Origin of the sequence: Sphaerisporangium krabiense (genome assembly GCF_014200435.1) — a bacterium.
Lineage (GTDB): Bacteria > Actinomycetota > Actinomycetes > Streptosporangiales > Streptosporangiaceae > Sphaerisporangium > Sphaerisporangium krabiense.
Window position 1 is genome coordinate 4,194,180 of the sequence record NZ_JACHBR010000001.1, and the last position, 13,673, is coordinate 4,207,852.

10 protein-coding genes are annotated in these 13,673 nt (G+C 73.7%); 3 read left to right on the top strand and 7 right to left on the bottom strand.

Going from position 1 to position 13,673, the window contains the following annotated elements; all coding sequences use genetic code 11:
• The first annotated feature begins 98 nt into the window (after positions 1-98).
• On the top strand, positions 99-1,169 hold the full coding sequence (locus BJ981_RS18540; protein WP_184612576.1) for an alkaline phosphatase family protein: 1,071 nt from the start codon (positions 99-101) through the stop codon (positions 1,167-1,169).
• Between the two features lie 9 nt (positions 1,170-1,178).
• Here the strand turns inward: BJ981_RS18540 and BJ981_RS18545 are convergent, their stop codons facing one another.
• From BJ981_RS18545 to BJ981_RS18560, 4 genes are read right to left on the bottom strand one after another with little or no spacing between them, the layout of a single operon-like run.
• The gene (locus BJ981_RS18545) at positions 1,179-2,444 is read right to left on the bottom strand and encodes an MFS transporter (RefSeq protein WP_184612577.1); all 1,266 of its coding nucleotides are present in this window, start codon (positions 2,442-2,444) and stop codon (positions 1,179-1,181) included.
• Positions 2,425-4,395 carry a DUF4910 domain-containing protein gene (locus BJ981_RS18550; protein ID WP_184612578.1) on the bottom strand — a complete coding sequence of 657 codons (1,971 nt, stop codon included), beginning with the start codon at positions 4,393-4,395 and terminating at the stop codon, positions 2,425-2,427. The genes BJ981_RS18545 and BJ981_RS18550 overlap by 20 nt, the downstream gene beginning before the upstream one ends.
• The gene (locus BJ981_RS18555) at positions 4,392-6,209 is read right to left on the bottom strand and encodes an aminotransferase class I/II-fold pyridoxal phosphate-dependent enzyme (RefSeq protein WP_184612579.1); all 1,818 of its coding nucleotides are present in this window, start codon (positions 6,207-6,209) and stop codon (positions 4,392-4,394) included. The genes BJ981_RS18550 and BJ981_RS18555 overlap by 4 nt, the downstream gene beginning before the upstream one ends.
• Complete coding sequence (locus BJ981_RS18560) at positions 6,206-7,297, bottom strand: tRNA lysidine(34) synthetase (protein WP_184612580.1); 1,092 nt, start codon at positions 7,295-7,297, stop codon at positions 6,206-6,208. Before BJ981_RS18560 ends, BJ981_RS18555 begins: the two co-directional genes overlap by 4 nt.
• 311 nt (positions 7,298-7,608) lie before the next feature.
• Between BJ981_RS18560 and BJ981_RS18565 the strand changes: the two genes are divergently transcribed.
• Together BJ981_RS18565 and BJ981_RS18570 are read left to right on the top strand one after the other, a co-directional pair.
• Positions 7,609-8,520 (top strand): GNAT family N-acetyltransferase, encoded by a 912-nt coding sequence (locus tag BJ981_RS18565; RefSeq protein WP_184612581.1) that lies wholly within the window; start codon positions 7,609-7,611, stop codon positions 8,518-8,520.
• Positions 8,520-9,632, top strand: a complete 1,113-nt coding sequence (locus BJ981_RS18570; RefSeq protein ID WP_184612582.1) for a GNAT family N-acetyltransferase — start codon at positions 8,520-8,522, stop codon at positions 9,630-9,632. Before BJ981_RS18565 ends, BJ981_RS18570 begins: the two co-directional genes overlap by 1 nt.
• Positions 9,633-9,644: 12 nt before the next feature.
• On the opposite strand, the gene BJ981_RS18575 is transcribed toward BJ981_RS18570, so the two are convergent.
• The 3 genes from BJ981_RS18575 to BJ981_RS18585 all read right to left on the bottom strand — a co-directional run bounded on the left by BJ981_RS18575 (position 9,645) and on the right by BJ981_RS18585 (position 13,418).
• Complete coding sequence (locus tag BJ981_RS18575) at positions 9,645-10,505, bottom strand: nucleoside-diphosphate kinase (RefSeq protein ID WP_184612583.1); 861 nt, start codon at positions 10,503-10,505, stop codon at positions 9,645-9,647.
• A gap of 490 nt (positions 10,506-10,995) precedes the next feature.
• Complete coding sequence (locus BJ981_RS18580; protein WP_184612584.1) at positions 10,996-12,222, bottom strand: M16 family metallopeptidase; 1,227 nt, start codon at positions 12,220-12,222, stop codon at positions 10,996-10,998.
• On the bottom strand, positions 12,219-13,418 hold the full coding sequence (locus BJ981_RS18585) for a nucleotidyltransferase family protein (protein WP_184612585.1): 1,200 nt from the start codon (positions 13,416-13,418) through the stop codon (positions 12,219-12,221). The genes BJ981_RS18580 and BJ981_RS18585 overlap by 4 nt, the downstream gene beginning before the upstream one ends.
• Positions 13,419-13,673: the final 255 nt, after the last annotated feature.

Here is a 13,673-nt window from a genome sequence, read left to right on the forward strand (position 1 = left end):
CTCCATTGCCGAGCGATATCGCACTGATCAATGAATGCATGACGGGGGCCGGTGTGATTCCGCACCCCCGCCGATCGCTGAGTGCGATACCCGGGCGGATGCTGGACGAACTCGACCGTGCCGCCCGGGGAATCGTGGTGCTCGCCGTCGACGGACTGTCGTGGCGCACCGCACGCGACGCGTGGCGCGACGCCGCGCTCGAACCCCTCACCTCCACCTTCCCCAGCACTTCCACGACGGCGTGGACGACCGCCGTCACCGGCGTCCCCCTGACCGGGCACCTGGTCGCGGGCGCGGCCTGCCGGTCGCCCGCCGACGACGCCCTGGTGGACCTCGTCCACGGCACCGTCCTCGCCGGCCCGCACGACGCGTCCGAGCCCGTCACCCCGGGCCGCCCCGCCTCGCCGGACGTCCTCGTCCGGCACCCCACCGTCTTCGAGACCGCCGCCCCCCGCGCCCGCGCCGCCGTCCTGGCCCGCGAGGTGGGCACCCTCGGCGGCCCCTGGGCGAACGCGCTGCTCCAGGGAGCCGAGCGCATTCCCGGGCCCGGCCCGCGCGCGCTCGCCGCCGACGCGGCCGACCCCGTGCGCATGGCCGAGGCCGTGGCCGGCGACGTCGAGGCGGCCCTGACCGCGCACCGCGCGGACGTCCCCCTCCTGCTCTGGACGTACGTCAACCTCGACGAGCACGTGCACCGGCACGGCTACGACGCCCGGGCCCGCCGCGCCGTCGAGGAACTGGAGCGGCACGCGCGGTCCTGGGCGCGGCGCGGCTGGACCGTGCTCGCCCACGCCGACCACGGCCAGACGCCCTGCGCGCCCGACCCGGAGCTGGAGGCCGCCTGGGCGCGCGTCGACGCCCCGGAGCTGTGCCGCATGCCCGCCGGGGGCGCGGGACGGGTCCGCTGGCTCTACCCGCGCGAGGGCCGCGCCGGCGAGGTCAGGGAGCGGCTCGCCGCCGCCCTGGACGGCCACGCGCTGGTCGTCCCCGTCGACGACCTGCCCGGCCTCGGGCTCACCGGCCTCACCCCCGCGCTGCGCGAGCGGATCGGCGGCGTCGTCGCCCTCGCCACCTCGCCCCGCTTCCCGCTCCCCGTCGCCGGCGTGGCCTGGGAGCACGGGGCGCTCAGCCCCGACGAGATGCTCGTGCCGCTGGCCGTCTGGCGCTGAGCGACGCGCTCAGGACGCCGACGACTCCGAAGGCGCCGACGACTCCGAAGGCGCGGACGGCGCGGCCTCGGCGGCCTCGGCATGCTCGGGCGTGCCGCCGCGCCGGGAGATCAGCACGTACAGCGCGAGGACCAGGAACGCCGTCGCGGAGAACGCGTAGATGAGGCGGAACGGTACGAACCTGATCACGACGGTGCCCGCCGCCAGCGCCGCGATGTAGGGGACGTCGATCAGCGCCTCCATCGCGGTCAGCGCCCGCCCCTGGAGGTCTCCCTCGGTGCGGCGCTGCACGAGCGTGGTGGTCGCCACCAGGAACACCGGGATCGAGACGCCCACCAGCACCCCGCCCGCGCACATGCCCACCTCGGTGGTCGGGATGATCAGGGCCAGGCCGGCGGCCCCCAGCAGGAAGCCGACGGCCGCCGTGCGCGCCTCGCCGTACCGCCGGATCAGCGTCCCGACCGCGACGCCGCCCGCGATCGACCCCGCGCCCTGGAACGCGGCCAGGACGCCGATGAACGCGGTCGGGCGGCCAAGGCCGTCCTCCACGGCGGCGAACATCGCCGTGTTGATCAGCGCGCCCGCCCCCAGCGAGAGGCCGACCGCGATGATCACGTTGCGCATCTCGCGGTCCCGCAGCACGTGCCGGACGCCCGCCGTGAGGTCGGACGCCAGCCGCCCCGACGGCCGGGAGCGGTCGCGTACCAGGTCAGGGGTGCTCTGGAGCAGCAGCAGGATGACGACGGACAGCACGAACGTGCCGGCGTCCAGCAGCGCCACCCCGCCGAGCCCGGCCGCGACGAAGATCGCGGTGCCGAGCAGCGGGCCGATGATGCGCAGGCCCTGGCCGAGCGAGCTGAACAGGCCGTTGGCGTCGCCGAGCAGATCCTTCGGCACCATGGAGTGGACCAGCCCGCCCCGCGCGGCGTTGAAGATCTGGTTGGAGACGCCGTAGCCGAGCGTCACCGCGTACACGATCCACAGGTCGCCCTCGTCCTTCACCAGCAGCAGGCACAGGACCAGGACGGCCGCGGCGATGTCGTTGACGATGAGCGTGGCCCGCCGGGGGAACCGGTCCACGAGCAGGCCGGTCAGCGGCGCGAGCACCGCCGGCAGCGCCAGCAGCACGAACGTCACGCCGGCCAGCGAGTCCGAGCCGGTCAGCTCCTTCACCCAGATGGCGAGCACGACCAGCAGCGCGCGGTCGCCGAACATGTTGATCGCCTGACCGGCGAAGAGCAGGACGAACTTGGGGTCACGCATGAGCCGGCGCATCGGCACCTCCATCCGGGATGGTCCGCTCGGCCGCCCATCCCGCCTCCAGCAGGATGTCCAGGAAGCGCCGTGCGAAGTCCTCGTCCACGGGAAGCTCGGTGGCGGCCTCCGCGTACCGCCGCACCGCCTCCCGGTCCCGTGCCCCGTCGATGCCGTGCGCCAGGGCCACCATCAGCGCGTACCCGCGTGCCCGATCCTCGGCGAGCCGCGCCCCGATCCACTCCTCGGCCTCCCGCCACACGTCCTCCGCGAGCCCCCGCAGGTTGAACGGCCCCTCCCACTCCCGCACCAGGCCCGGCCCGTCCGCGCTCGCCGGTCCGCTCCGGTGCGCGCGTGCCCGCCTCGGCCCGTCCGCGCGGGCCGGGGGCGCGTCGTCCGGCAGCAGCGAGGCCACGTGCCCGGCGAGCCCTTCGACCCACCGCCGGGCCCGGTCCCCTCCCCGGTCCCCGCAGAGGACGTCCAGCCACTCGACCGCCGCCACCGCGACCCGCGTACGGTGCCGCAACAGGCCCATCCCACCTCCGGCACGGTCCCGCCCCGCGTCCGTGCCGCCCCCGCCCGGCAGGCAGTCGAGGAGGCGGTCGGCGGACCAGCGGAGGGCGATGGACTCCAGGTCCGGGCGGTCGGCGGGGGTGGCGGTGGCCAGGGTCGCGGCGATGGCCGCGGCCAGGGTCGTCGTACGCCGCAGCTCGGCCGGGTCCACCTTGTCGAGGGTGTCGGCCGAACTGTGGTTGAAGCGGTCGGGCCAGTGGCCGAGCGCGACGGCCGGGCAGGCGATCGAACGGTCGGCCAGCAGGGCGTGGTCGGAGGCCCCGACGAACGGCGTGGCGCGCCAGGCCCAGGTGTCGCAGGCCACCGCGCCGGTGTAGGAGCGCGCGGCCTGCGGGAGCAGGGCGGCGGCGTGCTCGGCCAGCGCGCTGACGAAGCCGGGCAGGTGGTCGGGCGCGCGTTCCACGATGAGCGGGCCGCCGCAGAGCCGCTGGTCCTCGCCCGCCATGTCCACGTTCACCGCCGCCAAGGGGACGACGCCGGCGACGTCGTGGAGGTAGGCGGCCATGCCGGTGAACTCGGGTCCCCAGACGAACCGCACGCTCCGGCGCGGACGGGTCCCGGCCAGCATCCGGGCGACGGCCAGCAGCGCGGCGACCCCGGTCGCGTTGTCGTTGGCGCTCGGCATGGGATGGCACAGGTGCGCGTACAGCAGCACCTCGCCGGCCTCCTCGCCCGGGATGAGCCCGGTGACCAGCGGCATCGAGGCGTCCTCGCGCACGTCGACCGTGACGCGGGCGCGTCCGGCCGCGACGAGCACCGCCGCGCGCCCCCGCGGGAGGCTGAACGCGAACAGCGGCGCGCCGCCGCGCAGTTCCACGCGTCCGACGCCGCCGTTCGCGGACGCCTGGTCGGTGACGATCCCGGTCGCGCCCTCCCGCTGGGCCAGTTCGAGCGCGAGAGGCAACGGGACGGAGGGGTCGTCGTGTACGGCGAGCGCGCCGCGCAGCGACCCGGCCCCGACCCGGACGACCGGCAACTCCACTCCGTCCGGGCCGGTCGCCGCGGAGTGCGCGGCCAGGATGAACGGCTCATCGGGATAGCGCGCCAAAGGGAACCACTCGCCCGGGAGGGAGAACCCCTCCGAGGCGTGGAGAGCGGCGGGAGGAGGGCCTTGGTCCCGGACGAGGGAGGACGGGCCGGAAAGTTCGGCGCGGACCGGGGTCCAGGAGGCGGGGGCGCGGAAGGTCCACCAGCGGCGGGCGCCGTCGGCGGGGAAGTGGTGCAGGCGCACCTCGCGCAGGCCGGCCTCCTCGGCGCGCGCGGCGACGTACTCGGCCGCCGCCACGATGCCCGAGGACGCCTGGTAGCGGTCGGACGCGCACACCGCGGCGACGTCGGCCATGGCCGCGGCGGTGTCGAACAGGGAGTGCAGGCGTGCGACGGCGGCGGCGACGGTCACCGGCCCACCACGGCGCGGAACGCGTCCCTCCTGGCCCGCGACAGCGGCACGCTGATCCTGGTCAGCGGCGCGGCGAACAGGGGACGCACGGGCTTGCCGAGGATGCCGGGCGGGCACGCCTGCGAGGTCGTCACCCACGGCAGCGCCGGGTGCCCCGGCTCCACGGTCACGCCGAGGGACCGCAGCCCCTCGATCAGCTCAGGCTTGGCCTCCGCGACGGCGGCGCGCAGCGGGGCCAGCGCGTCGCCGCGGTCGAGCAGCCGCAGCGCCACCTCCATGGGCAGCGCGGAGGCCGCGAGCGGCGGCGCGACCCGGCGCAGGTCCGCGCCCACCCCGTCCGAGGTGATCGCGAACCCGGCGCGCAGGCCGCCGCAGCAGTACCCCTTGGACACGCTGCGCAGCACGACCAGGCCGTCCACCCGCGAGGTGAGCGGTACGGCGCTGGCCCGCGGGCCCGCGTAGGTGGCGCCGGCCTCGTCCACGACGAGCAGGGCCCCGACGCCCGCGGCGGCCTCGGCCAGCGCGCGGATCCGGTCGAGCGGCGGCAGGACGCCGAGGACGCCGGGCCGTTCGACGAGCACGAGCGAGGGCCGCGTGCGGGCGATCACCTCGGGCGCGTCGTCGGCGGACGGGTCGAAGGGGCGCAGGGCGACGCCGAGCGCGGACGCCCAGGCGGGCAGGTCGGGGTGGGCGTACGGCGTGCAGAGCAGGGTGCCGGGCGCGGCGAGCAGGCTCAGCGCGTGCAGCAGCCCGGTCGTGCCCGCGCCCGTGACCACGCGGTCCGGGGTGATGTCGGCTCCGAAGTGCCGCGCGAGCACGGGGGCCGCGCGCCCGCCGCCGTAAGGATCGTCCACGGCCAGCCCCCGCGCCACCTCGCCGATGCCCGCGCCGAGCCCGGCCCGTCCCTTCGCGCGGTCCTCGTCCTGTGCTCGGTTCGCGGCGCCGGCCTCGGCCCAGGCCGCTTCGATGGCGTCGCGGGCGTACTCGACCTCGTCGGGGGCCCAGCGCAGGTCCAGGGTGCCGGGGGCGGGGGTCGCGCGGGCGTAGTCCAGGACGGCGGGTTCGGGGCGGGCCGGGACGCGGGCGACGAACTGGACGTAGCGGGTGTCCACCTCGACGGGGGACCCGGCGGTGAAGTCGGCGTCGGCGCGCACGATCTCGTACCCGGAGTCGCGGAGCATGGCCGCGACCTCGGGCGGCTGGTAGAGGCGCAGGTCGTCGCGCAGCCGGGCGACCGAGCCGTCGGGCCGGGTGACGCGCAGCTCGCCGCGGCTGCGCCCGCTCACCGCGTCGTAGGAGCGGGCGAACTCGTAGACGGCGCCGTCGGCCTCGAAGCGGTCGGAGGCGCGGTAGCGGGCGAGGATGCCCGTCACGCTGGAGTGGTCGAGGATCAGCAGCCCGCCGGGGACGAGCCGGTCACGCACCCGGCGCAGCAGCCTCCGCTGCTCCTCGTCCTCGCCCCAGCCGAAACTCTGCAGGCAGACGGCGGCGTCCGCCTCGGGCAACGGCGCCCGCTCCAGCAGGTCGGCGCACACCACGGCCAGCGGGACCCCGGCCCGCCGCGCGGCCTCCTCGGCGCGGTCCAGCGCCCACCGGCTGACGTCGACGCCGACGACCTCGAAGCCGTGCTCGGCCAGCGGGACCGCGTGCCGTCCGAGACCGCAGCCGAGGTCGAGCACGCGCCGTCCCGGCGCGTGCTCCTCCAGCGTCTTGACCAGGTAGGCGACCTCGCCCGCCGTGCGCGCGGCGGTGTACTCGTGGCGGACGAGGCTCCAGAAGTCGGGGGAGAAGTAGCCGGTGTACCACCGGCTCATGAGAATCCCTGGGCGCCGAAGAACTCGCACACGTCGCACAGGTCGGGCGGGTTCTGCACCCCTTCCTGCAGGATGTAGACGCCCTCGCAGACGCGGCACTTCTGTTCGACGAACGGGAACATGTAGCGCTGCATGTTCGCGAACGACTCGAACAGGTAGTAGTCGACGCCCGGCCACAGGCCGTACAGGTGGTCGGCCATGGCGTAGGCCATCGACCGGTCCTGGGGGCCGGTGGTGAACCGGCCGGGCGCGCCCTGGCGGTTGAGCTCGGGGGCGACCAGCTCCAGGTAGAGCATGAGCTCCTTCTTGGTGATGCGGTAGAGCGGGAAGATGTAGCGCATCCCGCCGATCTCCCGGACCGGGATGCCGCCCATGCGGTAACCGCTCATGATCCAGGTCACCATGCTGGCGACGAGGTCGTCGCCGTTGAAGCCGAACGCGACGGTGTGCGCGCCGGTCTCGACGGCGTGGTTCTCCAGCATGCGGCGCAGCACCTGGTGCCCGACCACCATGTTGAGGTGGCGGTTGTCGCCGGAGACCACGGAGTTCATGGCCTCCACGAAGGGCCTGCGCATCTTGAAGATCCGCTCGATGTCGGAGGCGGTGACGATGGCCTGGTCGATGCCGAGCTCCGCCGCCGAGGCACGTGCCGCCGCGAACGTCGCCGGCTCCTCCCAGTCGGGCAGCCCGGTGATCGTGACCGAGGTCATGGGGACGTGCGGGATCCGGTCGCGGGTGCGCTCCATGAGCTTGAGCAGGGCCACGCTGTCCCTGCCGCCGGACAGGCCGATCACGACCGGCTCGCCGGCCCGCAGCACGCCGCCTCCGACGACGCTCTGGACGAACGCCTCCTCGATGTACCGGATGAATCCCTCGGCGTCGAAGTGCTCGACCCGGTGCTCCAACTGCCCGTTGACGTCGAACATCACGGTCTTGACGTAGACCGGGTCGGGGGTGGCGTAGACGGTGCGCGCCGGCTTGCGGATCACGTTCATGTCGTAGTGCCGCACCTGACGGATCTCGATGACGTCGTCGGGCCCGACGGTGGTGGTCTCTTCTGGAACGATTTTCCCGTTACGAGTGGTCAAGACGGCGTTGACGGGAATGCCGTGGGCCGTCAGGATTTCAGTCAGCGGCCGACCGGGGGTGGCGCTCAGCGTCTCCGAGCCACCGACTTTGTCATGGAAGACGACGTGTGCCACGACTTTCTCCCTCACTGCTGTGATGTGCGCCTAGTATGGGGTCATTTTGGTCATTGCCGTCAAGGGTTCAGGTCCATGGACCGGCTAGCCATGTCAGGGGGGTCATGAGCTCGTCTTTGACCGTCGAAGTACATAAGTCGGTCGATACCGTTGACGAAGCCGAATGGGATGATGTTGTATCTAGGGCGGGCGCGCCGGTGTTTTATCGCCTGGGCTATTTGCGCGCCTACGAGCGTTTTCCGCTGACGGACGTCGAGGCGTTCTTCTATTTCGTCGTACGCGACGCCGGGCGGGCCGTCACCGTTCTGCCCGTCTCGCTGCTGCGCGGCGTCGACCCCCTCGGCCACCTCCGGCCCCGCTACCCCGTCGCCGCGGACGACCGCGGCCTGCTCAGCCACGTCTGGCACTGCTACGACGCGTGGCTGCCCGGCGAGCCGCACACCGGCGTGGTCGTCGCGGCCATGCGCGACCTCGCCGCCGAGCTGGGCGCCGACTGGTACGGCTTCATCAACGTGCCGCGCGGCTCGGCGCTCGGCGCCGCCCTGGTCGCCGAGGGCTTCCCCGCCGAGCACATCGAGGACCGCTTCCGCGTCGACCTGCGCGGCATGACCGACGTCGAGGGGTACATCGCCGCCGCCCGACCGCGAGGCCGGGCGAACCTGCGCCGCAACGGCCGCAGGGCGGCCGAGGCCGGGGTGACCGTCCGCGCCATGGACACCGCCGACGGGGACCTGATGGAGGTCGCCGCCCTGTGCGCCGCCACCTCCGACCGGCACGGCACCGGCGCCTTCTACCCGCCCGAGCTGTTCGCCGGCTTCGTCACCGCGCTCGGCGCCAACGCCTGCCTGATCGAGGTGCGGGAGCGGGACCGGCTGGTCGCCGCGGGCGTCTGCCTGCGCGACGAGACCCGCTTCCACGCCTGGGCCTGCGGGGTGGACTACGAGATCGGCGGCAACTACAGCCCCTACCCGGTCCTGTTCGCGGCGACGGCCGAGCAGGCGCTGAGCCAGGGCCGCCTGGTCATGGAGGGCGGTCGCGGCAACCACGCCTTCAAGCTCAAACACGGCCTCACGCCCGTTCCCCTCGACGCCTGCCTGCGCGCCGTCTGATGCGGGCGTTCGCGGCGGTCCCCGGTCGCGTCGCGGACTGGGACCGGCTGAGCGCCGGCGGGCCCATGTTCGCGACCACGGAATGGCTGGACGCGATGCGCGGCCGCGTCCCCGGCGCCGCCTACACCTTCGCGCTGCGCGAGGCGGGGGAGACCCGCCTGGCGCTCTACGGCACCGTCCTGGACCGCGAGGCGACCGGCGAGATCTTCGACCTGCCGTACATCCTGGCGGGCGACCCGCGGGTGTTCCCGCTGAGCGAGGCGTCGCGGGCCGCGCGCGCCACCTGGCGGCCGCCGCCCGCGGAGAGCTGGTACCCCAATCTGGTCGTGATGCTGCCCGGCTACGAGTGCCACGCGCTCGGCCCGCTGGCCGCCGACCCGGGCGCGCTGTCGGAGCTGGTCGGCGCGATCGTCGCCTGGGCGAAGGAGCAGGAGCTGCGCGCCGTCGCGTTCCTCTACACGCCGCCGGGCGCGGCGGCGCTCCGGCAGGCGCTGCCCGGGCACGGCTTCACCCGCGTCCCGCTCAGCTACTCCTGCGAGCTGCCCCTGCCCGGCGCCGGGTTCGACGACTACCTGGCCGCCCTGCCGCGCAAGCAGCGCACCGAGACCCGCAGGGAGCTGCGCGTGCTGGCCGCCGCGGGCGTGCGGGTGCGCGCGGTCCCGGTGACGGACGTCCCCGAGGACGTCGTGACGCTCAAGTGCGCCCACTCGGCCAAGTACAACGGCGGGCCCGCCGACCGGGCCAAGGTGCGCGCCCGGCTGCGAGGGCTGTGCGCCCTGCGCGACCCTCTGCTGTTCCGCGCCGAGCGGGACGGCACGCTGGTCGGCTACGGGCTCTTCGCCCGGTACGGCGACGTCTGGTACTGCGTGAGCACCGGCATGGACTACGCCCGCGCCGAGTCGCGCAACGCCTACTTCGCGACGGTCTTCTACGAGCCCGTCCGCCTCGCCCCGGAGGCCGGGGTGCGGCGCGTCCACTACGGGCAGGCCACCTGGCGCGCCAAGATGTCGCGCGGGTGCGAGGCCGTCGAGATGCCCGGCTGGGTGCGCGCCGAGGACCCGGCGCTGGCCCGGGTGGTGGCCGACAGCGCCGGAACCGTACTGGCGTTCTGAGCCGCGGGCCCGCTAGGTGTCCTGGCGCAGCGGCGGGAAGGTCATGGAGGTCTTGAGCACCGCGTGCTCCCACGGGTCCAGGGTGAGGCCGTAGGGGGCCATCCGCTTCGCCGCGCGGGCGAGGTCGACCTGCGGGTGGTCGGGCAGGTACTCGCAGGAGAGCAGCTCCGCCAGCGGGTGGCCCGCGGGGAGCAGCGCGGCCAGCTCGGCCCCCGCGCCGGCGTGCGTGGCGCGGGCCAGCTCGGGCGCGGCCTTGCGGGCGTCGGCGGTCAGCTCGGTCCAGACGGCGGCGACCACGCGGGACCGCAGCCCGGTCACCACGTCGTCGTACTGCCTGGTCTCGGCGGGAGCGCCTGACTCCAGGAGCGCGACGAGCCCGCGCAGCTCGGCGGGGTCGTCCACCGCCGTCCCGAGGCCGGGGCCGAAGAACACCGAGGCCTCCCGCAGGGAGTCCTCGGGGCTGTCGGAGGTGTGGACGACGCCGAGCATGGCGTTGACGGCGCGCAGGTCCCGCCGGATCGTGCCCGGGGCGGCCTCGGAGGGGTGGCTCGCGCCTTTGATCTCACGCAGCCGCGCGTGCGCCGACCCGGGCGCGCGGTCGTCGTGTGGCCGTTCCTCTACCAGCAGAGCGAGGGTGGGACCGAGGTCGAACACCAGGTCGACCTGCCGGTAGAAGTAGGCCTTCCATACGGAAGTGATGTTGCGTTCGTGAAAGGCGTCCTGGCCGGGCGGACGATGCCAGAGCACTTCGTACCGCACGGGCGCGAACCCGTGCCGCTCCAGCGTGTCCAGGACCGGGGAGCACAGGTGACGTTTGAGCGCGTCGGGTGGAAGGAGAACGAGAACGGTCCGCTGCCAATCGATCGCTGTCACCCATCACTCCGTTTCAGGTCGACCTGTGGGGATGTCTCTTAGGGACGGCTAGCGCGGCGTGGTGACGCGCGGCCGGCGGGCGAGTTTGCGGCGACGGTCCATGGGTCAGCCTTTCTTCGGCGAGAGCCTGGGTCGGCGCAGCGTGTGCTTGTGACGGTCCACGACTACCTCTTCTTGGGCTTGGTGATCTTGGGGCGGCGTGCCTGGAGAGCCATGTTTCATCCCTTCTTGCTCAGTGGGACGTCGTGCGGAGCGGCGTTACGGACCGGTGGTCTGTAACGTCAGCCCTTCTTGACTCGGGGGCGGCGCGCCTGCTGGTGACGACGGTCCATGTCTCAGCCCTTCCGGGAGGGCTTCGGACGACGAAGAGCCAATCTGCGACGATCCATGCCGTTCTCCCTAACTTGTCCGGATACTGATGGAATGCGACTTTTACGTGCACTCCTAGCGAACAAACGCTATAAAGCAGAGTTTTCGGTCCGACCCGGATCTAGTCAATACCGGCGACCGTGATCACCAAGGGTTTCAGCGCCGTCCGCAGGCTCTCCAGCACGTCCTCGGCCGTCACGGCGCGGATGGCCTCGATGTGACCGGCCAGCGTCCAGGACGGATGGCCGGGGATCAGCCCGTAGCGGCCGTAGAGCAGAGCCTCCTCCAGCGACTGCTCGGTCTCCAGCTGGAGCAGGCCGGCCGCGCGCCGCGTGGCCAGCTCGACCTCGCCGGCGGTCCACCCGTCCTCCGCCCGCCGGTTCAGCAGGGTGGTCGCGGTCTCCACGACCTCCTCCACGTGCTCGGGCGCGGTGGCGACGAAGGCGCGCCACACGCCGGTGTCGCGGTAGGCGTTGGTGAAGGCCCACATGTCGTAGGCGAGCCCGCGCCGGTTCCTGATCTCCTCGAACAGCAGCGCCGAGCTGGCCCCGCCGATCAGGTCCATGAGCACCTGCCAGGCCGGCAGCAGCCGGTGGCCGTACGGCACGGCGGGCCCGCCCAGCACGACCCCGGCCGACTCGTTGTTCAGGGGCAGGTGGCGACGCCCGCCGCCGACGCTCGGGCCGCCGTCCTCGCGCGGGACGCCCCCGGACGGCAGCGCGGACACCGGCCCGGACTCCAGGACCTCCAGCACGGCCTCGGGGGAGAGGTCGCCGCAGACGATCACCCCCGCCGAGGCGCCGCGCACCCACCGCGCGTGGAAGCCGTGCAGGTCCTCCAGGGTCACCCGGCCCACGCTCTCCGCGGTGCCGCCCACCGGCCGGCCCAGCGGGTGCTCGCCGAACGCGACGTCGTAGAAGACGTCGTGGACGACGTCGAACGGGTCGCCCGCGGCGAGCCGCAGCTCCTCCTGCACGACCTTGCGCTCGGACTCCAGGACCTCCTCGGTCAGGCCGGGCTCGGCGAGCGCGCGGGCGAGGACCGCGAGCGCGGTCCGCGCCTCGGGCGAGGGCACCCGGCCGTAGAGGACGAGGTGGTCGCGGCTGGTGATCGCGTTGCCCTCGCCGCCGAGGCCCTCCAGCAGGTCGATCGGGCGGCCGGAGCCGTCGGCCAGGGGCGCCTGCATGAGGATGTGCTCCAGCAGGTGGGTGCCGCCCGCGACGGACTCCTGCTCGTACCGGGAGCCGGTGAGCAGCCACAGCGTCACCGTGGTCGCGGTCGCGCCCGGCCGGTGCAGCACCAGCACGGGGACGCCGTTGGCCAGGGTCGTGCGCACGGGCGCCCTCACGCGTCCCCCTCGCCGCTCTTCTCGACGCCTTCGGGGCCGCCGAGGCCGCCGACGGCCTGCGCGCCCTCCAGCGCCGCCTCGTCGATCTCCTCGCCGTGCACGAGCACGAACCCGCCGGCCGGGGTGTCGGCCCACAGCGTGCCGCCCCGTTCGCGCAGGGTCGCGCGCTCGGCGTGGTGGTCGCCGGCGACGGGCAGCGCGAACAGCACCAGCCCCGCCTCCAGCGCCGTCCTGCCGCTCACCCTGCTCTCGGTGAGCCGCCACGCGCGACGGCCGATCGGGCCCGAACGTCCGGCCATCATGCGGTTCTGCAGTTCGAGCAGCGCGAAGCTCATCGGACGCCGCAGGCCGCGCGCCGCCGTCGCGCGCCGCCGCGCCCGCCCGGCACGGGTGAGCGTGCGCAGGTCGCCGGGCAGGCGGGGGACTTCGAGGGAGGCGGCGTCCAGCAGCCCGGCCAGCTCGGCGTACTCGGGCCACAGGCCGATCTCGTGGACGGCGAGCGCGCAGGAGTTCAGCACGTGGCGCGGCGCCCCGTCGAGCTGCACGGCGGCGTCCACCAGGTCGCGGGCCCGGAACGGCTGCTCGAAGCGTTCGAGCAGCAGCGCCACCAGGTTCTTGGCGATCGGCTCCTCGCACGGCGGGGGGAGCGCGCGCCGGGCGGGGACGCCGACCCGGTCGGCGAGCATGGCCATCGTGCTCAGCTCGACGGCGTACGGCAGCCCGTACGGGTCGTCGGCCTGCCTGCGCATGCTGACCAGGAACTGGAGCCGTCCCTCGAACTTCAGGAAGGTCGCGCTGTGCAGCGCCCAGCCCTCCTCGACCAGCCAGGTGACGATCGGCCAGACCCGGTCCTCGTCGGGGACCCAGTAGTCCAGGTCGTTCATGGTCCGCACCAGGGGCTCGGGGTAGCGCGCGGCCACCTCCAGGCCCTTGAAGGTGACGGGATCGCCGAAGCGGGCGGCGATGCGCTCCTGGAGGTCGCGGTAGAAGGCCATCCGGCCCCGGAACCGGGACAGCTCGTGGGAGAGGCCGGGGCCGAGCTCGCGTCCGTCCCGCTCCCAGGCGCTCAACAGGGTGGCGAGGAAGGACGGCTGCTCGGTGCGGGTGACGTGGAGCACCTCGCCGGGCGTCTCCATGTCCTGGCCCGTCACCGTGGCCAGGATCTCTTCAAGCTCGCCCGACGTCAGCCCGATCACGTGGTTCCGTCCTTCTGGCCCGGTCGTTCCAGGGGGATCTTCCCGACGACTCTGACAGATGACACTGTCTCCGACAAGACGTCTTCGGGCCGCGTCGTGGGCAGAAAATTACGCAGGGTAGTCGATTTCCCAGCAAACCTATCCATATAGCAGGCCGGTGCCGGATTCCCCTGGATCGTTCCTTACAGGTACATGAGTGACACTCGCGTCGCGCGGGTGATCGCGGTCCCGGAAGGGCCTCGGTGGCGGTGTGTG